This is a genomic window from Pseudomonas sp. RA_105y_Pfl2_P56 (genome assembly GCF_963970845.1).
GTDB classification, from domain to species: domain Bacteria; phylum Pseudomonadota; class Gammaproteobacteria; order Pseudomonadales; family Pseudomonadaceae; genus Aquipseudomonas; species Aquipseudomonas baetica_A.
On the sequence record NZ_CAXAPL010000005.1, the window covers coordinates 126,152 to 149,436 of the forward strand.

Here is a 23,285-nt window from a genome sequence, read left to right on the forward strand (position 1 = left end):
CTTATTCAGCCGACTCAACGGCCGCGATCATCCGCACCACGTCTACCGTTTCCGCCACATCATGGACGCGCAATATACGTGCGCCCTTGATTGACGCGAGCGCAGCCAGTGCGAGACCACCATGCAGACGCTCGCCCACAGGACGATTCAAGGCGTGACCAATCATGCTTTTCCGAGATACACCAACCAACAAAGGTCGACCTAGCTTATGCAGAGCCTCCATATGCTTGAACAAGCTTAGGTTGTGCTCCAGGGTTTTGGCGAATCCGAAACCAGGATCAAGTATGACACGCTCGGCAGCAATACCTGCCAACGCGCATTGAGCCATCCGCTCAGCGAGAAATTCGCTCACTTCCCGAGTGACATTCTGATAGCGCGGATCATCCTGCATATCACCAGGCTCACCCAGCATATGCATCAGACACACCGGCAACCCCGTAGCCGCCGCCGCATCCAATGCACCATCGCGCCGCAGTGACCGCACATCATTGATCAATCCGGCACCCAGTCTCGCAGTTTCGCGCATCACCGCCGGAGTCGACGTATCGACCGAGATGATGACATCAAGTTCGCGATTGATCAGCTCGACGATTGGCGCCACGCGCTCAAGCTCTTCCAGCGGCGAAACCGTACGAGCGCCAGGACGGGTGGACTCGCCACCCACATCGATCAGCGTCGCACCTGCGGCGACCATGGCTTCAGCGTGGCGCAAGGCCACGTCGAGCTGGCTGTATCGGCCGCCGTCAGAGAAAGAATCGGGAGTTACATTGAGAATACCCATGACATGCGTCTGGGAAAAATCAAGAACCCGGTTGCCGCAAGGCAACCGGGTCAGGGACTGTACAGAAGTCATTTCAAACCTTAAACATCAGCAGCCGGACCGCCAATCGGTTTTTCCGGACGCTCATCCTGAACGACAGGAGGCGGCGGCGTACCCGCACCACCCGACCAATCGCGAGGCTCGCGAGGCGTGCGACCGGCCATGATGTCGTCGATCTGCTCAGCATCAATCGTTTCATACTTCATCAGCGCGTCAGCCATTGCATCCAGCTTGTCACGATTATCCGTGAGGATCTGCTTGGCCGTGCCGTAGCACTGATCAATGATGCTGCGCACTTCGGAATCGATAAGCTTCGCAGTCTCACCAGAGAAACTGGCGCCCTGACCGCCACCACCACGCCCGAGGAACACTTCACCCTCTTCTTCGGCGTACATCAACGGACCGAGTTTTTCCGAAAGACCCCACTTGGTCACCATGTTCCGTGCAATCTGACTGGCACGCATGATGTCGTTGGAAGCACCAGTGGTTACACCGTCGAAGCCCAAGGTCATTTCTTCAGCGATACGGCCACCGTACAGCGAGCAAATCTGGCTGATCAGCGCACGCTTGGACAGACTGTAACGATCTTCTTCCGGCAGGAACATGGTCACACCCAACGCACGACCGCGCGGGATAATCGAAACCTTGTAGACCGGGTCATGCTCAGGCACAACACGACCGACAATGGCGTGGCCAGCTTCGTGATAAGCAGTGTTCTGCTTTTCTTTCTCGGACATGACCATCGATTTTCGCTCGGCGCCCATCATGATCTTGTCTTTGGCCAACTCGAACTCTTTCATCTCGACGATGCGTTTGCCGCTACGAGCAGCGAACAGCGACGCTTCGTTGACCAGGTTGGCCAAGTCGGCACCGGAGAAGCCCGGAGTACCGCGAGCGATAACGGCCGGAGCAACGTCGTCACCCATTGGCACTTTGCGCATGTGAACCTTGAGAATCTGCTCGCGACCACGAATATCTGGCAGGCCGACCACAACCTGACGGTCGAAACGGCCCGGACGCAGCAATGCCGGATCGAGTACGTCAGGACGGTTGGTTGCAGCAATCACAATGATGCCGTCATTCATTTCGAAGCCGTCCATCTCAACCAGCAACTGGTTGAGGGTCTGCTCACGCTCGTCGTGACCACCCCCCATGCCGGCGCCACGGTGGCGACCGACAGCGTCGATTTCGTCGATGAAAATGATGCAAGGCGCATGTTTCTTCGCCTGCTCGAACATGTCACGCACACGGCTGGCACCGACACCGACGAACATTTCGACGAAGTCAGAACCGGAAATGGTGAAGAAAGGCACTTTGGCTTCGCCAGCGATAGCCTTGGCCAGCAAAGTCTTACCGGTACCCGGAGGCCCCACCATCAGCACACCACGAGGGATACGACCACCCAGACGCTGGAACTTGCCCGGATCACGCAGGAACTCTACCAACTCACCCACTTCTTCCTTGGCTTCGTCGCAACCGGCAACGTCAGCCAAAGTAGTCTTGACCTGATCTTCGGAGAGCAGGCGCGCCTTGCTCTTGCCGAAGCTCATCGGTCCGCCCTTGCCGCCAGCGCCGCCCTGCATCTGGCGCATGAAGAACATGAACACCGCGATAATCACCAGGATCGGGAAGCTGGCTACCAGAAGCTGGGTCCAGATGCTCTGCTGCTCAGGTTGCTTGCCCTCGACCACAACGTGGTTATCGACCAGATCACCGATCAGGCCATTGTCCTGAATAGCGGGACGAATGGTCTTGAAGCTGTCGCCGTCGTTGCGCTTGCCGGTAATCACATAGCCATCAACCGCTACGCGCTCGACCTTGCCATCCTTGACCTGCTGGATGAAGTCGGAATAGTTGAGGGTCTGCGGCTCGTTAGGGCTGGAGAAGTTGTTCATCACCGTCACCAGGACAGCCGCGATGATCAACCACAGGATCAAATTCTTTGCCATATCGTTCAATTAACTACCCTCTGAAGCAAGCTCCGCTACTGGCGCGCGCTTCGCATGATATTCACCGGCCTAACTTACTACATTACCTACAACTCTGGCAGGCGCCGTCTGTAACCCTTTGTGAAACACTTTCTACACAATATTCGCTAAAGCGCTCGGGGCAAAATACGAAAAACCTATCACCCCCGTGAAAAAAACCCGTTTTACTCACTACGCCCGCGATAACCCCAAGCCAGCATGTACTGCTCGCGGGAGCTGCCACGAGAAGAATCCGGTTTGATCATCTGGATCTTGTCGAACTTCTTGCGGGCATCCTTCAGGTAAACATCAAACCCTTCGCCCTGAAAAATCTTGATTACGAAATTACCACCCGGCTTGAGTATCCGCTCCGCCAGATCAAGCGCCAACTCGCAAAGGAACATGGCTTTGGGCATGTCCACTTCAGGTGTACCACTCATATTGGGGGCCATATCGGAAATCACAAGGTCTACCTGCGAATTACCGACGGCATCCAGGATCTGCGCGAGTACTGCGTCCTCGGTGAAGTCGCCCTGAATGAAGGTCACGTCCGGAATACTGTCCATTTCCAGGATGTCCGAGGCAATCAGACGCCCCTGACCACCGATCAGCCGGCTAGTAACCTGCGACCAGCCACCAGGCGCAGCCCCCAGATCGACAACACTCATGCCCGGACGGATCAGCTTGTATTTCTCTTGAACCTCCAGAAGCTTGTAACTCGCACGCGAGCGGTAGCCATCCTTCTGCGCTTGCTTCACATAGGGATCATTGACATGTCTTTTCAGCCAACCAAGGCTTGTCTTGGAACGCGCCATTGGGCACCTCGATGATAAGGGTCGTGATTAATTGGGCGGATCCACGAACCCTCGGGTAAAATGGCCGCCATTTTACAGAATCCAGACGAAAGGGTCAGATTATGCCGCTCACTCAAGAGCAGAAGAAACAGTACAAATCCATTGGCCATCATCTGAAACCAGTCTTGACTGTGGCTGACAACGGTTTGACTGAAGGTGTTTTAGCCGAACTTGAACGCGCATTGGCGGATCACGAGCTGATCAAAATCAAGCTCAACATCCTTGATCGCGAGTCGCGCCTGGCGCACATCGCAGAACTGTGCAAGGTCGGCAAGGCTGACCTGGTACAGGTCATCGGCAAGATGGCACTGGTTTACCGCAAGAACTTCAGCGTCAACAAGCAGCTGTCGAACGTTCATCGCTTCAAGTGATGACAAGGGTCAAGGGTGTGCTTCGCGCACCCTGCCACTCCATCCAGGTACCGGCTGCAGCACCAGCACCAACCCGGAAAACCCCAGAACCAGATAACTGAATACCTGCCAGCGCTGAGCATCCGGCCAGCCGATACGCACGGCGACAAACATCGCACACGCATTCAACGCCATCAACAGCACCTGCCCGCGAAAATCTTGCCATAGACTGCCAAGGCCCTCGGCCTGCACCAGCACCAAGGCCTGAAAAATCAAGCATGCGGCGGAAAAACCCACCACCAGCACTTCAAATGCACTGGCGATTTCATCAATCAGCAACTGCGCCAGGCCAATCTGGCCCAACGCCGGCTGCAAACCAAAATGAATCAACCAAAGACCACCGACCCACAACATCTGGGTCAGTTGCCAAAGCATGGCGCCCGCGCGTAGCGGGCGCCCGGTTTCAGATGTGACGGACTTCGACAATCTCATACTCGATAACGCCACCTGGCGTTTTCACAGCAACCACATCACCCTCTTCCTTGCCGATCAAAGCTCGAGCAAGAGGAGAACCGACTGAAATCTTGCCGAGTTTGAAGTCAGCCTCATCCTCACCCACGATGTGGTAAGTGACGCTTTCATCAGTTTCGACATTAGCGATTTCAACGGTGGTGCCGAAAATAACTTTACCGGTATGAGGAATCGTCGTGACATCGATGATCACCTGATTCTGAATCCGGCCCTCAATATCACGAATCCGCGCTTCGACCATGCCTTGCTGTTCACGAGCGGCATGGTATTCAGCGTTTTCCTTCAAGTCACCCAACTCGCGGGCCGTACCGATGTCCTGGCTAAGCTTTGGACGAACGACCTTGGTCAGGTGAGTGTGCTCTTCTTCCAGGGCGCGAGCGCCCTGAACAGTCATTGGGTACTTGATTATGCTCATGCCTTCAATCCTGCGTGTAGATCCTGCAAGCGGCGCACGGTTTTTTCAGGACCGAATTTCAGCGCTTCACAGATAGCTTCGCCAGCAGCAATGGTGGTGGTGCAGTAAATCTTGTGCTGCAAGGCATTACGACGAATGGAGTAGGAGTCGGCGATCGACTGACGACCTTCAGTGGTGTTGATGATCAGAGTGACTTCGTCATTCTTGATCATGTCGACCACGTGCGGACGCCCCTCGGTCACCTTGTTCACACGGCGCACTTTCAGGCCCGCAGCTTCGATCAGCTTGGCAGTGCCGGCAGTCGCGACCACTTCGAAGCCCAAGTTGATCAGATCACGGGCTACGCCTGCAACCAGCGGCTTGTCGTCGTCACGCACGCTGATGAATGCAGTACCGCCGGTCGGCAGCACTTCGCTGGCACCCATTTGGGCCTTGGCGAAAGCTTCGCCGAAGGTGTCGCCAACACCCATCACTTCACCAGTGGACTTCATCTCTGGGCCGAGGATCGGGTCAACGCCAGGGAATTTGGCGAACGGGAAGACCGCCTCTTTCACGCTGTAGAAGTTCGGGATGATTTCCTTGGTGAAACCAATTTCTTTCAGGGTTTTACCGGCCATCACGCGAGCCGCGATCATCGCCAGGGAAACACCGATGCACTTGGAGACGAACGGTACGGTACGGGAAGCGCGCGGGTTCACCTCGATGACGTAGATGTCTTCGCCTTGCAGCGCCAACTGCACGTTCATCAGGCCGACAACACCCAACTCCAGGGCCATTTTCTTGACCTGTTCGCGCATCTCGTCCTGGATGTGCGCCGGCAGCGAGTAAGGCGGCAGCGAGCACGCGGAGTCACCGGAGTGAACGCCAGCCTGTTCGATGTGCTGCATGATCGCGCCGATCACCACGTCCTTGCCGTCGCAGACCGCATCAACGTCCATCTCGATGGCGCAGTTGAGGAAGTGATCGAGCAGCACCGGGCTGTCGTTGGACACCTGCACCGCGTCACGCAGGTAACGCTTGAGCTCGTCTTCCTTGTAGACGATCTCCATTGCGCGACCGCCCAGCACGTAGGACGGGCGCACCACCAGCGGATAACCGATCTTCGCAGCAGCGCGAACAGCTTCGTCTTCGCTACGCACGGTGGCGTTTGGCGGCTGACGCAAGTTCAGACGCTCAACCATTTGCTGGAAGCGCTCACGGTCTTCAGCGCGGTCGATGGCGTCAGGGCTGGTGCCGATGATCGGTACGCCGGCAGCTTCCAGAGCACGAGCCAGTTTCAGCGGAGTCTGGCCGCCGTACTGGACGATCACACCTTTGGGCTTCTCGACGCGGCAGATTTCCAGCACGTCTTCCAGCGTTACCGGCTCGAAGTACAGACGGTCGGACGTGTCGTAGTCGGTGGACACGGTTTCCGGGTTGCAGTTGACCATAATGGTCTCGTAACCGTCTTCGCGCAGAGCGAGGGCCGCGTGAACGCAGCAGTAGTCGAACTCGATACCCTGACCGATACGGTTCGGACCGCCGCCCAGAATCATGATTTTGTCGCGACCGGACGGCGCCGCTTCGCACTCTTCCTCGTAAGTCGAGTACAGGTAAGCAGTGTCGGTGGCGAACTCGGCCGCGCAGGTGTCAACGCGCTTGTAGACCGGGAACACTTCCAGCTTGTGACGGTGAGTGCGCAGGTTTTTCTCGGTAACGCCCAGCAACTTGGCCAGACGCTGATCGGAGAAGCCTTTGCGCTTGAGCTTGAACATCAGGTCGCGGTCGATAGCGGACAGACCGAGGGTCTTGACCTTCTCTTCGTCCTTGATCAGATCTTCGATCTGCACCAGGAACCACGGGTCGATCATGTTCATGCCGAAGATGTCTTCGACAGTCATGCCCGCACGGAAGGCGTCTGCCACGTACCAGATACGCTCGGCGCCCGGCACAGTCAGTTCGCGCTTGAGCACGCTCATGCTTTCCGGATTGCTCAGGTCGAGCTTCTCGTCCAGACCGCAAACACCAACCTCCAGACCGCGCAGGGCTTTCTGCAGGGATTCCTGGAAGGTACGGCCGATAGCCATGACTTCGCCGACCGATTTCATCTGCGTGGTCAGGCGTGCGTCAGCCTTGGCGAATTTCTCGAAGGCGAAGCGGGGCAGCTTGGTCACGACGTAGTCGATGGACGGCTCGAAGGACGCCGGGGTCTTCCCACCGGTGATGTCGTTCGACAGTTCGTCGAGGGTGTAACCCACAGCCAGTTTGGCCGCGACTTTGGCGATCGGGAAACCGGTGGCTTTCGAAGCCAGCGCCGAGGAACGCGATACACGCGGGTTCATTTCGATCACGACCATACGGCCAGTGTTCGGGCAGATACCGAATTGAACGTTGGAACCGCCGGTCTCGACGCCGATCTCGCGCAGTACCGCCAGGGAGGCGTTACGCAGGATCTGGTATTCCTTGTCGGTCAGGGTCTGAGCCGGGGCGACAGTGATCGAGTCACCGGTGTGCACGCCCATCGGGTCGAAGTTTTCGATCGAGCAGACGATGATGCAGTTGTCCTTTTTGTCGCGGACAACTTCCATTTCATATTCTTTCCAGCCGATCAGGGATTCGTCGATCAGCAGCTCTTTGGTTGGCGACAGGTCCAGACCACGGGCGCAGATTTCTTCGAACTCTTCACGGTTGTAAGCGATACCGCCACCAGTGCCGCCCATGGTGAAGGACGGACGGATGATGCACGGAAAACCCAACGTTTCGAGGACTGCGTTGGCTTCTTCCATGCTGTGGGCGATACCGGAACGCGGGCAGGCCAGGCCGATGGATTTCATCGCCTTGTCGAAACGCGAACGGTCTTCAGCCTTGTCGATGGTGTCGGCGTTGGCACCGATCATCTCCACGCCGAACTTCTCCAGAACGCCTTCGCGCTCCAGATCCAGGGCGCAGTTCAGAGCAGTCTGGCCGCCCATGGTTGGCAACACTGCATCGGGACGTTCTTTTTCGATGATCTTGGCAACAGTCTGCCACTTGATCGGTTCGATGTACGTGGCGTCAGCCATGTCCGGGTCGGTCATGATGGTGGCCGGGTTGGAGTTCACCAGGATGACGCGGTAACCCTCTTCGCGCAGGGCCTTGCAGGCCTGGGCGCCGGAGTAGTCGAATTCGCAAGCCTGGCCGATAACGATCGGGCCAGCGCCAAGAATCAGGATGCTTTTAATGTCTGTACGTTTTGGCATGGGTTTGTCACTCAAATCCGCAGGTCAGTCGGCAAGCCGTCTTGATCGATTTCTGAAGTCTCGAGGGGGCCGCCGGTGTCGGGGCCGCCCTCGAAGGGCTTCTCTCTACAGTCTCAAGGCGAACGCTTAGCGTCGCTTGGCCATCTCGTTGATGAAGCGGTCGAACAGTGGCGCGACATCGTTCGGGCCCGGGCTCGCCTCAGGGTGACCCTGGAAGCTGAACGCACTTTTGTCGGTGCGCTCGATGCCTTGCAGGGTGCCGTCGAACAGCGATTTGTGAATCGCGCGGACGTTGGCAGGCAGCGTTTCTTCGTCTACCGCAAAACCGTGGTTCTGGCTGGTGATCATCACGACGCCCGTGTCCAGGTCCTGCACCGGGTGGTTGGCACCGTGGTGACCATGGCCCATTTTCAGGGTCTTGGCACCGGAGGCCAGCGCCAGCAACTGGTGACCGAGGCAAATGCCGAATACCGGAGTTTCGGTTTCCAGCACGTCCTTGATCGCCTGGATCGCGTAGTCGCACGGCTCCGGATCACCAGGGCCGTTGGACAGGAACACACCGTCCGGCTTCAGAGCCAGTACGTCAGCGGCCGGAGTTTGCGCCGGGACCACGGTAACGCGGCAGCCGCGCTCAACCAGCATGCGCAGAATGTTCAGCTTGACGCCAAAGTCGTAGGCAACGACGTGGTAAGGCAACTCGGAAGCTTCGATGGTCGCGTGGCTGTCGGTTTTCAGATCCCAGACAGTGGAGCGCCATTCGTATTGAGCCTTGGTGCTGACGACTTTCGCCAGATCCATTCCCTTGAGGCCCGGAAAGCCTTGCGCGGCAGCAATGGCGGCTTCTTCAGAGATGTTGTCACCGGCCATGATGCAGCCGTTCTGTGCACCTTTTTCACGCAGGATGCGGGTCAGACGACGGGTGTCGATACCGGCGATCGCCACAACATTGTTGGCTTTCAGGTAATCAGACAGGGACATCGTGTTGCGCCAGTTGCTCGCCACCAGCGGCAAGTCACGGATGACCAGACCAGCGGACCAGACGCGGTCGGACTCGGCGTCTTCGGGCGTGGTGCCGGTGTTGCCGATGTGCGGGTAAGTCAGGGTAACGATCTGTTGGGCGTAGGAAGGATCGGTAAGGATTTCCTGATAGCCGGTCATTGCGGTGTTGAACACCACCTCACCAACGGTTTGACCGTCGGCTCCAATGGCTTCGCCGCGAAAAATGCTGCCATCAGCAAGGGCAAGTATGGCTGGCTTAGTCAAGAAGACCTCCCGTAAATAACGCATGAAAGGGCGATCGCAGGTTGTAAAAAAGCGGAGTGACGTATGGACACGTCACCCCGCTTCTTCACTGAATTATTCTGCTCGCTTTTAGTGGACACACTAAAGCTGTAGCTTACAGAAAAAGGCTTTTTGGGTCCACCGCTAATGAGCCTAAAAGGCCGGAGAATGCGACAGGACGTCGCTCGGCGGAGAAAATCCAGCGCAAACAGGGCGTTTGCGCCGGGTTCAAACGATCAATCAACGCAGGTCGAGCACGTCTTGCATGTCGTACAGGCCCGGTTCGCGACCGTCCAGCCACAACGCCGCACGCACCGCGCCCTTGGCGAACGTCATGCGGCTCGACGCCTTATGGGTGATCTCCAGACGCTCACCCTCACAGGCGAACAGCACCGTGTGATCACCCACCACATCCCCACCACGAACCGTGGCAAAACCGATGGTTTCGCGCTCGCGGGCACCGGTATGGCCTTCACGGCCGTAGACTGCAACTTTCTGCAGATCACGATCCAGCGCACCGGCAATCACCTCACCCATGCGCAACGCCGTACCCGACGGCGCATCGATCTTGTGGCGGTGGTGAGCCTCGATGATTTCGATGTCGGCATCATCACCCAGCACGCGCGCCGCCATGTCCAGCAGCTTCAGCGAAAGGTTGACGCCTACACTGAAGTTGGCGGCAAAGACGATGGGAATATCCTTACCCGCCTCGGCCAGCAATTGCTTTTGCGCCGCATCCAGCCCGGTGGTGCCGATAACCATGGCCTTGCCTGCCTTACGACAGAACGCCAAATTTTTCAGCATCACTTCCGGCAGCGTGAAGTCGATCAATACATCGAATTCATCAGCGACCGCTTCCACATGACCGGAGAGCGGCACGCCAATTCGCCCCAGCGAAGCCAACTCACCGGCATCCACCCCGATCAGCGTGCTGCCAGGACGGACGACAGCGGCAGTCAACCCGGTCAGTGGCGCGCGCTGCTGCACGGCCTCCACCAGAATTTTACCCATGCGCCCGGCGGCGCCCATCACTGCAATACGTCGCATGCCCACTCCTTACAAGTCGCCGAAGAAGCGCTTCACACCGTCAAACCAACCCGTGGTTTTCGGCGAGTGGCTGTTGTCATCGGCCAGGGAGCTGCGGAACTCTTCCAGCAATTCGCGCTGACGACGATTCAGGTTGACCGGCGTCTCGACCGCTACACGGCACATCAAGTCGCCCGCACCACCGCCACGCACAGGAGCCACACCCTTGCCGCGCACGCGGAACTGCTTGCCGGTCTGGGTACCTTCAGGGATTTTCAGTTTGACGCGACCGTCGAGGGTCGGAATTTCCAGCTCGCCGCCCAGCGCTGCATCGACAAAGCTGATCGGCACTTCGCAGAACAGATGTTTGCCGTCACGCTGAAAGATGTCGTGCTCTCGCACGTTGATGACGACATACAGGTCACCAGTCGGACCACCTTGAGTACCCGCCTCGCCTTCGCCAGACAGACGAATGCGGTCGCCAGTATCGACGCCGGCCGGCACTTTGACCGACAGGGTTTTGTACTCTTCAACGCGGCCGTCACCGTGGCAGGAGTCGCACGGATCGGAAATGATCTTGCCCTGGCCATGGCAACGCGGGCAGGTTTGCTGCACCGAGAAGAAGCCCTGCTGCATGCGCACCTGACCGATGCCGCCACACGTCGGGCAAGTCGAAGGTGACGAGCCTTTTTTGGCACCTGAACCATCGCACGGCTTGCAATTGACCAGTGTCGGAACGCGGATATTCACGGTTGTGCCGCGCACCGCTTCTTCCAGATTCAGTTCCAGGGTGTAGCGCAAGTCGCTGCCACGCTGAGCCCCGCCACGGGAACCACCGCGACCGCCACCGAAGAAGTCACTGAAGACATCGCCAAAGATGTCGGAGAAGTTCTGACCACCGAAACCGGCACCGCCTCCCCCCATGCTTGGGTCGACACCGGCATGACCATACTGGTCGAACGCCGCTCGCTTGCTCGAGTCGGACAATACTTCGTAGGCCTCATTGGCCTCTTTGAACAGTTCTTCCGATGCTTTGTCATCGGGATTACGGTCCGGGTGATGCTTCATCGCCAAACGGCGATAGGCCTTTTTCAGGTCTGCGTCGCTCGCGCCACGCTCAACACCCAACACCTCGTAATAGTCACGCTTTGCCATAAGTCTTTGCACTCTTAAGGACGTTCGGCAAACCCCTCCTGAGCCTCGCCAAACTCGTTGAGCCCCAATACAGGCCCGGACCCAACTCACGTCAATTCAACGATCCTGGTCTGTGATTCATGCGGTACTTTCGACGTGAAAAGCAGGAGCATTTTCAGCCATACCGCCAGCATCCGAACGCTGTCGCATGCTGTAAAAATTCGCGTATTCCAGATACACCAACGCGGGAGCAAGCTCCCGCGCGGCGACATCCTACCAGTCACCGCCGAAAGGCAGTCAACCGGCCGACCAACAACTTACTTGTGGTCTTTGACTTCTTCGAACTCTGCATCGACCACGTCTTCAGGTTTCTCAGCCGATTCGCCTTGCGGGGCTGCACCATCAGCTGGCTGAGCCTGGTCGGCGTACATCTTCTGAGCAACCGGAGCGGAGAGTTTCGACAGCTCTTCAACCCTGGCTTCGATGGCAGCCTTGTCGTCGCCTTTAACAGCGGCTTCCAGAGCGACCACAGCGGCTTCGATCGCAGTCTTCTCTTCGGCGCTGACCTTGTCGCCAGCTTCGGAGACCATTTTGCGAGTCGAGTGAACCAGTGCATCACCTTGGTTACGGGCGACGGCCAGTTCTTCGAACTTGCGATCTTCGTCAGCGTTCGCTTCGGCGTCACGCACCATGCGCTCGATTTCTTCGTCGGACAGACCGGAGTTGGCCTTGATCACGATCGACTGAGTCTTGCCGGTGGCCTTGTCTTTCGCACCAACGTGCAGGATGCCGTTGGCATCGATGTCGAAAGTCACTTCGATCTGCGGCACGCCACGTGGAGCGGGTGGAATGTCGGCCAGGTCGAACTTGCCCAGGGATTTGTTTTGTGTGGCTTGCTTACGCTCACCTTGCAGAACATGAATGGTCACAGCGCCCTGGTTGTCGTCGGCAGTCGAGAACACTTGCGATTTCTTGGTAGGAATCGTGGTGTTTTTCTCGATCAGCGCGGTCATCACGCCACCCATGGTTTCGATACCCAGGGTCAGCGGGCTGACGTCGAGCAGCAGAACGTCTTTCACGTCGCCAGCCAGAACAGCGCCCTGAATCGCAGCACCCATGGCAACCGCTTCGTCCGGGTTAACGTCTTTACGTGCTTCTTTACCGAAGAAATCGGTTACCAGCTTCTGTACCAGCGGCATACGAGTCTGACCGCCGACCAGGATCACGTCGTTGATCGCGCCAACGTCCAGACCTGCGTCTTTCATGGCGATGCGGCAAGGTTCGATGGTGCGCTGAACCAGGTCTTCAACCAGAGCTTCGAGCTTGGCACGCGAGATCTTGACGTTCAGGTGCTTAGGACCGGTGGCGTCTGCAGTGATGTACGGCAGGTTCACGTCGGTCGACTGAGCGGACGACAGCTCGATCTTGGCTTTCTCAGCGGCTTCTTTCAGGCGCTGCATGGCCAGCGGATCACCTTTGAGGTTCATGCCGCTTTCTTTCTTGAATTCGTCCACGAGGTAGTCGATCAGACGAATGTCGAAGTCTTCACCGCCCAGGAACGTGTCACCGTTGGTGGCCAACACTTCGAACTGGTGCTCGCCGTCAACTTCAGCGATCTCGATCACCGAAACGTCGAAAGTACCGCCACCCAGGTCGTAAACGATCACGGTGTGATCGCCCTTGGCCTTGTCCATACCGTAAGCCAGAGCGGCGGCGGTTGGTTCGTTGATGATACGTTTTACGTCCAGACCGGCGATGCGGCCGGCGTCTTTGGTCGCCTGACGCTGGCTGTCGTTGAAGTAAGCCGGAACGGTGATTACCGCCTCAGTCACTGGCTCGCCGAGGTAATCTTCGGCGGTCTTCTTCATTTTCTTCAGAATTTCAGCCGAGATTTGTGGCGGGGCCATTTTCTGGCCGTTTACTTCAACCCAAGCGTCGTTGTTGTCAGCCTTGACGATCTTGTAAGGGACCATCTGAATGTCTTTCTGCACAACTTCTTCGTCGAAACGACGACCGATCAGACGCTTTACGGCGTACAGAGTGTTGTGCGGGTTGGTAACAGCCTGACGCTTGGCCGACTGACCTACCAGAATTTCGCCATCGTTGGCGTAAGCGATGATCGACGGCGTGGTACGCGCGCCTTCAGCGTTTTCAATAACTTTTGCTTTGCCGTTTTCCAGCACGGAGACGCAGGAGTTGGTAGTCCCCAGGTCGATACCGATAATTTTGCCCATGTTAACTCTCCCGAAACTTTGGATTTGGATGCCGCAGCAGTGGTGGCTAACTGCGGTAGCACTTAAACGCTTGACTTCTAAATGGGGGCCTTGCGGCTAATTTCAAGCCTGCTCATCAATAGAAGGCGAAACTGGCGCAGGCGCCTTGCTGACCACGACCATGGCCGGGCGCAACAAGCGGCCGTTGAGCTGGTAGCCCTTCTGGAACACCTTCAGAACGCTGTTCGGCTCTACGTCGGCGCTTTCCTGCATGGCCATCGCCTGATGGTGAACGGCATTGAACGGTTCGCCATGCGGATCGATCGCTTCAAGCTGATAACGCTTGAGGGTGTCGTGGAACATTTTCAGCGTCAGCTCGATCCCCTCGCGCATCGGACGAATACTTTCGTCGTCCGGGTTCGACAGCTCGAGGCCGCGCTCCAGGCTGTCGACAATCGGCAACAGATCGCTGGCGAATTTTTCCAGCGCAAACTTGTGCGCTTTCTCGACGTCTTGCTCGGCACGACGACGGACGTTCTGCAGATCAGCGGCAACACGCAGAGACTGATCCTGCGCGGCGGCCAATTGCTCTTCGAGCACTTGTACACGGGTCGCCAGGTCGTCACCCGAACCCTCGGGCGTTGGATTGGCTTCTGGGTTTTGCTTATCTACTGTCTGTTCGTCAGCCATAGAATTCTCCTTTCAATATCGTCCGCGAGTTCGACTCGCGCTTCTGTCCCGATATATGGGGCCGCAAAATCAGGCTTCAAGGGGCTTCAATGATTAACCCTACAAAAAAGTGCCGCTTTCTCATTCCTCAATGCACTAAGAAATTTTTCCGATCAAGCGAATCGAGCTAAGAGGGGGCATTGTCAGCCCGAAACAAAACACTGTATAAATAACCAGACCTAAAGCCTGGGAGCGGCCTTTATGCTGGTGCACCTGTCTGTACACAACTACGCCATCGTTGAACATCTCGATCTCGAACTCGATCGCGGGATGAGCGTGATCACAGGGGAAACCGGCGCAGGCAAATCGATCATGCTCGACGCCCTGGGCCTGACCCTTGGCGATCGTGCCGACAGTGGCGTAGTGCGCCCGGGCGCCGACAAGGCCGATATTCTGGCGACTTTCGACCTGATCGATATCCCCGAAGCCCGCGCCTGGCTAGCCGAACGCGACCTGGACATCGACGGCCCCTGCATCCTGCGCCGGGTCATCACCTGCGAAGGTCGTTCGCGCGGCTATATCAACGGCACGCCCTGCCCGCTGGGTGATCTCAAGGCTCTCGGCGAATTGCTGATCGATATCCATAGCCAGCATGAACACCAGTCCCTGCTGAAAACCGACACCCATCGCCGACTGCTGGACGAATACGCCGGCGCTACCGACCTGGCGCGCCAAGTGCATCTGGCCGCGCAGCGTTGGCGCCAGACACGCCAGGAGCTGGAGCGCCTCTCCAATTCCGGCGACGAACAACGCGCGCGCCATCAACTGCTCAGCTACCAGCTCGAAGAACTGGAAAATCTCGGCCTCGGCGATAACGAACTCGAGCAGTTGGAGCAGGAACACAAAAACCTGACCAACGCCGAAACCTTGCTGGGTATTTGTCGACAAGTGGTCGAGCAATGCAGCGAAAGTGATTCCGGCAACGTGCTGAATGCGCTGACCGCCAGCCTCAATCGCTTATCGAGTGTGAACAATTCGGTCGGCGCACTGGGCGAAGCAAGCAGCTTGCTGACCAGCGCGCAGATCCAGGTTGAAGAAGCCGTTGGTGAACTCAATCGCTTCCTTGATAACTTCGATGCCGACCCGGCTCGCCTGCAATATCTGGAAGAGCGACTGGATGCCATTTACACGCTGGCGCGCAAGCACAGGATTCAACCAACCGAAGTCAGTGAAATGCAGCAGAAACTGCTGGATGAAATCGAAACGCTCAATGCCAACGACGAATCCATCGAGCGCTTGAGCGAAGAGCTAGCCTCTTATGCTCGCCATTATCAGGAGAAGGCCCGCGAGCTGAGTGATTTGCGCCATCAGGCCGCCGGCAGCCTCGCCAGCGCGGTAGAGCAGGAAATTCAACGCCTGGGCATGCCGGGCGGGCGGTTCACCATTGAGCTGCGCGCCAATAGCAGCGAAGAACTTCTGCCCAACGGGCTGGAGCAAGTCGAACTGCTGGTCAGCGCCAACCCCGGCCAACCCCTGAAGGCATTGGCGAAAGTGGCGTCCGGTGGCGAACTGTCACGTATCAGCTTGGCAATTCAAGTGATTACCGCGCAAACCTCCCGCGTACCCACACTGGTATTCGACGAGGTGGACGTAGGCATTGGCGGTCCGACCGCTGAAATTGTCGGCCAATTGCTTCGCCGTCTGGGTGAACGCGGACAGGTTCTGACAGTGACGCACTTGCCACAAGTGGCGGCGCAAGGTCACCAACACCTGTTTGTACACAAGGTACGGGGCGAACAGGCAACCCATACTGCTGTCTCCAAGCTGAGCAAGAACGACCGAATAGAAGAAGTGGCACGCATGCTGGGCGGCATCGACCTGACCAAGGAATCCTTGGCGCATGCGAAAAAGATGGTCGTCACCGCCAAAGTTTAAAGATGACACAAAGCACGAAGGCGACCCTTGGGTCGCCTTCGCTCGTTTCGCGAACCTGAAATTCGCGCGACATGCTTACTTTTTCTTGCGTACGTACAGCACCAGGTTGTGATCCACCAACTCGACACCGTGCTCCTCGGCAATTGCATTCTGGAGTTTTTCGATTTCCACGCTGATGAACTCGACGACTTCACCGGTTTCAACGTTAACCATATGGTCGTGGTGCCCACCGTCGGCCAATTCGAATACCGCGTGGCCACCGTCGAAGTTGTGACGGACCACGAGACCAGCCGCTTCAAACTGGGTCAGAACACGGTAAACCGTGGCCAGACCGACGTCCTCGCCAGCTTCCATCAACGCCTTGTAGACGTCCTCGGCACTCATGTGACGCTGCTCGGTAGAGTCGAGCATTTGCAGGATCTTGACCCGTGGCAGGGTCACTTTCAGACCGGCTTTGCGTAGTTCGCTATTTTCAACCATGGTTAGCTTTCTCGCGATGCTGCTTCGCAGCTTCTCTTAATGCGGGTATGATCGGCGTTTACGTTGTCCCAGCCAAGATAGTGGAAGTCGCCCACCGATGCAAAACACCAAGCTCTTGCTAACCAGTTTCACCTTTGTGGGACTGCTCGCACTCGCCGGTTGTTCATTCCCCGGGGTTTACAAAATCGACATCCAGCAGGGCAATGTCGTCACGCAGGACATGATAGACCAGTTACGCCCGGGAATGACCCGGCCGCAAGTACGGTTTATCATGGGTAACCCCCTGCTTACCGACACGTTCCATGCCAATCGCTGGGATTATCTGTACAGCCTGCAACCGGGTGGCGGTGAACGCCAACAGGAACGCATCAGCGTTATTTTTAACTCAAACGACCAGCTTGTCAGCCTGTCTGGTGACTTCATGCCGGGCGTAAGCCGTGACGAAGCCATTCTCGGCAAGGACAGTGGCACTACTGTGACCGCTCCTGCTGAAAACGCCGAGAAGCCAAAACCGGAAAAACCGGTCAAGCCAGGTTCCATGCTGGATCAGATCCAGAAGGAAGTCGATGGTGTAGAAACCGTTCCGGTTCCGACACCAGAGCCGCTGGACACCTCGCCGCAATAATTGGCGAGGCAATAAAAAACCCGGGAATTCCGGGTTTTTTATTGCCTGCAGATTGGCTTGCTTACTGATTTCGAGCTTTGGCTTCAGCTGCTTTAGCCGCACGCAAACGCCGAACCTCTTTGGGGTCGGCGAGCAGCGGCCGGTAAATCTCGATTCGATCCCCCGCCTGAACCAGCCTTGCATCCGGATCAGAAACCACTTTGCCAAAAATCCCCAGAGGACACTCAGACAGATTCAACTCGGGAAACTCGATATCAATACCCGAGGCAAACACCGCCGATCGCACGGTCGCCCCCTCAACCAAGCTGACCGTACGCAGCACCTGACGATCAACGGCCGCAAATACGACCTCTATCTCGATCATCGATTCAACCATGCATCTGCTTGGCACGCTGGCAGAACGCATCCACCAGGGTATTCGCAGCCTGATTGAACAGCGGCCCCAGCGTGGCGCGCACTAGCGGCCCCGCGTAGTCGAAGGACAGATCCAAACTGATCTTGCAGGCCTTCTCGTTCAACACCTTGAACACCCATACGCCGTGCAACTGATTGAAAGGGCCCTCTTCGAGATTCATTTCGATCGATTGCCCAGGTACCAGCGTGTTGCGCGTCACGAAATGCTGACTGAGGCCACCCTTGGCCACGCCCACGCTGGCACGCATATGCTCGGGCGAGCTTTCCAGCACTTCAGCCGACGAGCACCACGGTAAAAACTCCGGATAACGCGCCACGTCGTTGACCAGGTCGTAAAGAAATTGCGCCGGGTACGGCAGCAGCGCCGATCGTTGAATATGTGTCGTCATGTAAGCGTCACTTCCAGAGCTGGGTGGCAAACACTACAAGAATGCCGATGGGCGCCACATAGCGCATCAAGAACAAAGACAGGGCAAACAGCGCCGGGTTACGAGTCGACAACTCGTCACGCACCGCATCACGCCCCATCACCCACCCGGCAAACAGCACGAAACACAACCCACCCAGCGGCAACATGATCCGCGAGGTGAAGAAATCGATCACACCGAAGAAATCAAGGCCACTCTGCGCGCCCCATTGGTAGAGATGGAACATCCCGCCTTCGCTCACGAAAAACTTGGCTTCCTTCCAGATATTGAAGGAGAACACCGTGCCCAAACCGACGAACCAGCAGGTGAATGCCAGCCAGAATGTCACCCAGGCACGCCTGACTTTCGTGCGTTCCACCAGGTAGGCAACCATGGGCTCAAGTAACGAAATTGCCGAACTCCAAGCCGCAACCGCCACCAGAACAAAGAACACAACGCCCATCAACTGACCGAAAGCCACATTACCAAAAGCGAATGGCAGACTGACGAACATCAGGCCTGGCCCCTCGCTAGGGTTCAGTCCGCCGGCGAACACAATAGGAAACAAGGCCAGACCGGCCACCAGCGAAACAAACGTGTCGAGCAATGCCACGCCGACAACCGTGCCGGACAATGACGCACTCTTGGGCATGTAGGCGCCGTAGATCATGATCGAGCCAACGCCCACGCTCAAAGAGAAGAACGCGTGGCCCATGGCGGGCAGCAAACCGTCGAGGACTTTTTCCGGGTGAAAGTCGAACATGAAATGCACGCCTTCCATGAAATGCCCAGTGGTCATGCTGTACCCCAGCAGCACCAGAATCATCACGAACAGCAGCGGCATCATGATCCGCAGGCTGCGCTCAAGCCCTGCAACCACGCCCTTGGCGATGACGAGCGCGGACAGCAGCATAAAAATCGTGTGCCAAAGTGTCAGACGCCAAGGATCGGCAATGACATTGCCAAAATAGGCACCGACCTGATCAGCCGTAGCGCCCTGAAAGTCGCCGCGTCCCATGTCGATGATGTAATCCAGCGACCAGCCACCGACCACACTATAGAAAGACAGAATCAGCAATGCCGTGATCATCCCGGCAAACGCCCCCCACGACCACTTGGGCGAGTGCCCAGCCTCAAGCGCCAGCACCTTCAGGGCATTCGCCGGACTTTGCCGGGCGCGCCGGCCTATCAGGGTTTCAGCGAGCATGACAGGGATGCCGATCAGTGCGATGCACACCAGAAACATCAATACGAACGCGCCGCCGCCGTACATCCCGACCATGTAGGGGAATTTCCAGATACTACCCAGTCCCACGGCCGAACCGGTCGCGGCGAGTATGAATACCCAGCGGCTAGCCCAACTGCCGTGGACAGAAACCTTGTCTGTCGACATCGTTTATCACGCCCAAGCGTTAGAAAAAGAGGCCGCATTGTCCGGCATTCACTCAACCTGCTCAAGCACGCAGCATCACCGTAGCCGACGGCCATTTATCTCCATATAATGCCGCCCCTATGGCTAAACAGAAGAAACACCCAACAGGGACCATCGCGCAGAACAAAAAAGCGCGACACGATTACTTCATCGAGCATAAGTTCGAGGCCGGTCTGGTCCTGGCCGGCTGGGAAGTAAAAAGTCTGCGGGCAAGCAAGCTGCAACTGGTCGACAGTTATGTGCTGCTCAAGGATGGCGAGGCGTGGCTGCTCGGCAGTCACATCACGCCTCTGATGACCGCCAGCACCCACGTCATCGCTGACCCGGTGCGCACTCGCAAATTGCTGCTCAATCGCCGCGAGCTTGAAAAACTCGCCGCCGCTGTGCAGCAAAAGGGTTACGCCTGCGTATGCCTGTCCTGGTACTGGAGCAAGCACATGGTCAAGTGTGAGATCGCTCTGGGTAAGGGCAAGAAGGAATACGACAAGCGTGACACCGAGCGTGAACGCGATGCAGGTCGTGAGTTGCAGCGTGCCGTGCGCAACAAGGGCAAGGAAGACTGAGTCTTTCTGCCTGAAAAGATCGCAGCCGGCGGCAATTCCTACAGGGAAATACATCTCCCACACGCAGGAACTGCCGCCGGTGCGATCTTTTGCTTTTAAAAAAGCTACTTCCCCTTTCGCCGCTCCGCTCGCGCCATGCGCTGAACCTCTTGCCGCACCTCTTCCAGCACTTCCTGCACATACAGAATGTGTCGGCTGGAAACTTCCCGCGCCTGCTCCGCGCGCCCCTCAATAATCGCCAGATACAATTCCCGATGCTGAGTGATCAGCATGTCGCGGGTTTCCGTGCGCTGCTTGTACATGCCGCCAATATTAGTCACGACGTTGCGCTTGAGCAGATCGAACAGCCCGCGAATGGTGTGCAGCAACACGGCGTTGTGACTGGCCTCGGCAATCGCCAGGTGAAATTTCGCGTCCGCAGCGCCCTCCTCCGCACGACTGATTTCGTCGTGTCGCGAATAGCAGTCCTGCAGCTCATCGAACGCAGCGGTCAATCGTTCACGATCAACGTCGGTAGCACGTAATGCAGCGTAATAGGCACACGATGCCTCCAGAGTGTGGCGAAATTCCAGCAGATCGCGCTGCGCCTCAGGGTTGCTTTCAAGCAATTGCAACAGCGGATCGCTGAACGTTGAACCCAGACTCTCAACCACATAGTTGCCGCCGCCCTGGCGACTGACCAGCAGACCTTTGGCCGCCAGTTTCTGAATCGCCTCGCGCAGCGACGGGCGGGATACGCCAAATTGTTCGGCCAGCGTGCGCTCCGCCGGAAGCCGCTCACCGGACTTCAACGTGCCCTCGAGAATCATCCCCTCAAGTCGCTCGACAATATCGTCAGACAAACGGCGCTGACGTATCTGATCAAACCCCATAACTCATTTCTCCACGACCCCGACCGATCGCCGGGCTCTCTATTCTGGCCTATCGGCGCCTTGCCGACACCTATCAGACGACATTGGCCCGAACCGGATCAGATGCGATCTGCACCGCTTGTTCGACAAAAGTTTCAGGGCGACAAATTGACACACCGATATGAAGGCTTTTACCCTAGCCAACAGCGATTGTAAATTGGTCTTACCAATTATCCAAGAACGCTGACAGTGCCTGACCAACAACAATTAGGGGCCACCCCATATGCAAACCTGGCAACAGCTCTACAGCCCGCTCGGCAGTCTCGGCGTGTCCGCACTCGCGGCCGCCATTCCCATCGTTTTCTTTTTCCTCGCCTTGGCGGTATTCCGCCTCAAAGGTCATATAGCCGGCAGCATCACGCTCGCCCTGTCGATTGCCGTGGCGATCTTCGCGTTCCAGATGCCGGTCGACATGGCCTTCGCCGCTGCCGGGTATGGCTTCGCCTACGGTCTATGGCCGATTGCCTGGATCATTGTCGCCGCGGTATTCCTCTACAAACTGACCGTCAAAAGTGGTCAGTTCGAGGTTATTCGCAGCTCGGTGCTGTCTATCACTGACGACCAGCGCTTGCAGGTGCTGCTGATCGGTTTCTGCTTCGGTGCATTCCTCGAAGGGGCCGCCGGTTTCGGCGCGCCGGTGGCGATTACCGCCGCCCTCCTCGTCGGACTGGGTTTCAACCCGCTGTATGCCGCAGGTTTGTGCCTGATCGCCAACACAGCCCCCGTCGCGTTCGGCGCACTGGGGATTCCGATCATCGTGGCCGGCCAGGTCACGGGGATCGACGCATTCAAGATCGGCGCCATGGCCGGTCGCCAACTGCCATTGCTGTCGTTATTTGTACCGTTCTGGCTGGTGTTCATGATGGATGGCCTGCGCGGCGTCCGTGAGACCTGGCCAGCTGCGCTGGTTGCGGGCTTGAGCTTTGCCGTCACCCAGTACTTCACCTCCAACTTCATTGGCCCGGAACTGCCGGACATCACGTCGGCCCTGGTCAGCCTGATTTCCCTGACCTTGTTCCTGAAAGTCTGGCAGCCGAAACGCAGCGCCGACGCGCAAATCGCCGGCGCCACGTCGAGCGCAACCATCACCGCCAGCGTCGGCGGTTTCGGCCAGAAGCGCACCACCGTAGCTTCGCCCTACAGCCTGGGGGAAATATTCAAAGCCTGGTCGCCGTTCCTGATCCTCACCGTGCTGGTGACCATCTGGACCCTCAAGCCATTCAAGGCGATGTTCGCCGCCGGCGGCTCGATGTACAGCTGGGTATTCAACTTCGCAATTGCGCACCTCGATCAACTGGTGATCAAAACCGCACCGATCGTGGCAACGCCCACGGCGATTGCGGCGGTGTTCAAATTCGACCCGATTTCCGCGACCGGCACGGCGATCTTCTTCTCCGCACTGATCTCGATGCTGGTACTTAAGATCAACGTTAAAACTGGTCTTACCACTTTTAAAGAGACACTGTTCGAGCTGCGCTGGCCCATTCTGTCGATTGGCATGGTGTTGGCGTTTGCTTTCGTCACCAATTACTCCGGCATGTCTTCCACCATGGCGCTGGTATTGGCCGCGACCGGCGCTGCATTCCCGTTCTTCTCGCCGTTCCTCGGCTGGCTTGGTGTGTTCCTCACCGGCTCCGATACCTCGTCCAACGCCCTGTTCAGCTCGTTGCAGGCCACCACCGCCCACCAGATCGGTGTCAGCGATGTGTTGCTGGTAGCCGCAAACACCAGCGGCGGCGTGACCGGCAAGATGATCTCGCCACAATCGATCGCCGTGGCTTGCGCCGCGACGGGCCTGGTGGGCAAGGAGTCGGATCTGTTCCGCTTCACCCTCAAGCACAGCCTATTCTTTGCAACGATTGTCGGCCTGATCACTTTGGCTCAGGCCTACTGGTTCACTGGCATGCTGGTGCACTAAAACCGGCAAGAAGCCTACAAGCGACATGGAAATAACCGACGCCGGTTCGTGATTCCGGCGTCAGCAATTCACAACCCGGTCTGTAAGGCTGCTGAAAGCAACGCGCTCTATATTCAGCAGCC

General features: G+C 57.3%; 21 protein-coding genes. 5 read left to right on the forward strand and 16 right to left on the reverse strand.

Going from position 1 to position 23,285, the window contains the following annotated elements; genetic code table 11:
- Window position 1: 1 nt before the first annotated feature.
- From folP to rlmE, 3 genes are all read right to left on the reverse strand, one after another.
- Window positions 2–853 (reverse strand): dihydropteroate synthase, encoded by an 852-nt coding sequence (folP, locus tag AACY11_RS05605; RefSeq protein WP_339431695.1) that lies wholly within the window; start codon window positions 851–853, stop codon window positions 2–4.
- An 8-nt stretch (window positions 854–861) separates the two neighbouring features.
- Window positions 862–2,769 carry an ATP-dependent zinc metalloprotease FtsH gene (gene ftsH / locus AACY11_RS05610; protein ID WP_221730609.1) on the reverse strand — a complete coding sequence of 636 codons (1,908 nt, stop codon included), beginning with the start codon at window positions 2,767–2,769 and terminating at the stop codon, window positions 862–864.
- 203 nt (window positions 2,770–2,972) lie between these two features.
- Window positions 2,973–3,602: a 23S rRNA (uridine(2552)-2'-O)-methyltransferase RlmE gene (gene rlmE, locus AACY11_RS05615; RefSeq protein WP_150617091.1), complete on the reverse strand. Its 630-nt coding sequence runs from the start codon at window positions 3,600–3,602 to the stop codon at window positions 2,973–2,975.
- A gap of 101 nt (window positions 3,603–3,703) precedes the next feature.
- Between rlmE and AACY11_RS05620 the strand changes: the two genes are divergently transcribed.
- Complete coding sequence (locus AACY11_RS05620; protein ID WP_201228024.1) at window positions 3,704–4,012, forward strand: YhbY family RNA-binding protein; 309 nt, start codon at window positions 3,704–3,706, stop codon at window positions 4,010–4,012.
- A gap of 9 nt (window positions 4,013–4,021) precedes the next feature.
- Here the strand turns inward: AACY11_RS05620 and AACY11_RS05625 are convergent, their stop codons facing one another.
- The 8 genes from AACY11_RS05625 to grpE form a co-directional block, all read right to left on the reverse strand.
- Window positions 4,022–4,426, reverse strand: coding sequence for an MFS transporter (locus AACY11_RS05625; protein ID WP_339431693.1), 405 nt, complete (start codon window positions 4,424–4,426; stop codon window positions 4,022–4,024).
- Window positions 4,427–4,454: 28 nt separating this feature from the next.
- On the reverse strand, window positions 4,455–4,931 hold the full coding sequence (gene greA, locus AACY11_RS05630) for a transcription elongation factor GreA (protein ID WP_339431773.1): 477 nt from the start codon (window positions 4,929–4,931) through the stop codon (window positions 4,455–4,457).
- Window positions 4,932–4,933: 2 nt separating this feature from the next.
- On the reverse strand, window positions 4,934–8,155 hold the full coding sequence (gene carB, locus AACY11_RS05635; protein WP_339431692.1) for a carbamoyl-phosphate synthase large subunit: 3,222 nt from the start codon (window positions 8,153–8,155) through the stop codon (window positions 4,934–4,936).
- Window positions 8,156–8,281: 126 nt separating this feature from the next.
- Window positions 8,282–9,418 (reverse strand): glutamine-hydrolyzing carbamoyl-phosphate synthase small subunit, encoded by a 1,137-nt coding sequence (carA, locus tag AACY11_RS05640; protein WP_339431691.1) that lies wholly within the window; start codon window positions 9,416–9,418, stop codon window positions 8,282–8,284.
- 258 nt (window positions 9,419–9,676) lie between these two features.
- Complete coding sequence (gene dapB / locus AACY11_RS05645) at window positions 9,677–10,483, reverse strand: 4-hydroxy-tetrahydrodipicolinate reductase (RefSeq protein ID WP_339494047.1); 807 nt, start codon at window positions 10,481–10,483, stop codon at window positions 9,677–9,679.
- 9 nt (window positions 10,484–10,492) lie between these two features.
- On the reverse strand, window positions 10,493–11,617 hold the full coding sequence (gene dnaJ, locus AACY11_RS05650) for a molecular chaperone DnaJ (RefSeq protein ID WP_221730603.1): 1,125 nt from the start codon (window positions 11,615–11,617) through the stop codon (window positions 10,493–10,495).
- Window positions 11,618–11,913: 296 nt separating this feature from the next.
- Complete coding sequence (gene dnaK / locus AACY11_RS05655; RefSeq protein ID WP_339431689.1) at window positions 11,914–13,830, reverse strand: molecular chaperone DnaK; 1,917 nt, start codon at window positions 13,828–13,830, stop codon at window positions 11,914–11,916.
- Window positions 13,831–13,932: 102 nt separating this feature from the next.
- Window positions 13,933–14,499, reverse strand: a complete 567-nt coding sequence (gene grpE, locus AACY11_RS05660; protein WP_339494049.1) for a nucleotide exchange factor GrpE — start codon at window positions 14,497–14,499, stop codon at window positions 13,933–13,935.
- A 240-nt stretch (window positions 14,500–14,739) separates the two neighbouring features.
- On the opposite strand from grpE, the gene recN reads away from it, so the two are divergent.
- Window positions 14,740–16,413 (forward strand): DNA repair protein RecN, encoded by a 1,674-nt coding sequence (gene recN, locus AACY11_RS05665; RefSeq protein WP_339465471.1) that lies wholly within the window; start codon window positions 14,740–14,742, stop codon window positions 16,411–16,413.
- A gap of 75 nt (window positions 16,414–16,488) precedes the next feature.
- Here recN and fur read toward each other — a convergent pair whose 3' ends face one another.
- Complete coding sequence (fur, locus tag AACY11_RS05670; RefSeq protein ID WP_339431686.1) at window positions 16,489–16,893, reverse strand: ferric iron uptake transcriptional regulator; 405 nt, start codon at window positions 16,891–16,893, stop codon at window positions 16,489–16,491.
- 97 nt (window positions 16,894–16,990) lie between these two features.
- Here fur and AACY11_RS05675 point away from each other — a divergent pair, with 97 nt between their 5' ends.
- Window positions 16,991–17,518 carry an outer membrane protein assembly factor BamE gene (locus AACY11_RS05675; RefSeq protein ID WP_339431685.1) on the forward strand — a complete coding sequence of 176 codons (528 nt, stop codon included), beginning with the start codon at window positions 16,991–16,993 and terminating at the stop codon, window positions 17,516–17,518.
- A gap of 61 nt (window positions 17,519–17,579) precedes the next feature.
- Here AACY11_RS05675 and AACY11_RS05680 read toward each other — a convergent pair whose 3' ends face one another.
- From AACY11_RS05680 to AACY11_RS05690, 3 genes are read right to left on the reverse strand one after another with little or no spacing between them, the layout of a single operon-like run.
- Complete coding sequence (locus AACY11_RS05680) at window positions 17,580–17,894, reverse strand: RnfH family protein (RefSeq protein ID WP_339431684.1); 315 nt, start codon at window positions 17,892–17,894, stop codon at window positions 17,580–17,582.
- Window positions 17,887–18,321, reverse strand: a complete 435-nt coding sequence (locus AACY11_RS05685; protein ID WP_016986510.1) for a type II toxin-antitoxin system RatA family toxin — start codon at window positions 18,319–18,321, stop codon at window positions 17,887–17,889. The genes AACY11_RS05680 and AACY11_RS05685 overlap by 8 nt, the downstream gene beginning before the upstream one ends.
- A 7-nt stretch (window positions 18,322–18,328) precedes the next feature.
- Window positions 18,329–19,732 (reverse strand): sodium-dependent transporter, encoded by a 1,404-nt coding sequence (locus AACY11_RS05690; RefSeq protein WP_339431683.1) that lies wholly within the window; start codon window positions 19,730–19,732, stop codon window positions 18,329–18,331.
- A 119-nt stretch (window positions 19,733–19,851) separates the two neighbouring features.
- Here AACY11_RS05690 and smpB point away from each other — a divergent pair, with 119 nt between their 5' ends.
- A complete protein-coding gene (gene smpB / locus AACY11_RS05695) occupies window positions 19,852–20,334 on the forward strand; it encodes an SsrA-binding protein SmpB (protein WP_007915208.1) in 483 nt (160 codons plus the stop codon).
- Window positions 20,335–20,438: 104 nt separating this feature from the next.
- On the opposite strand, the gene AACY11_RS05700 is transcribed toward smpB, so the two are convergent.
- A complete protein-coding gene (locus tag AACY11_RS05700; RefSeq protein ID WP_339431682.1) occupies window positions 20,439–21,206 on the reverse strand; it encodes an FCD domain-containing protein in 768 nt (255 codons plus the stop codon).
- 262 nt (window positions 21,207–21,468) lie between these two features.
- On the opposite strand from AACY11_RS05700, the gene AACY11_RS05705 reads away from it, so the two are divergent.
- Window positions 21,469–23,163 carry a lactate permease LctP family transporter gene (locus AACY11_RS05705; protein ID WP_339494051.1) on the forward strand — a complete coding sequence of 565 codons (1,695 nt, stop codon included), beginning with the start codon at window positions 21,469–21,471 and terminating at the stop codon, window positions 23,161–23,163.
- The last annotated feature ends 122 nt before the right edge of the window (window positions 23,164–23,285 follow it).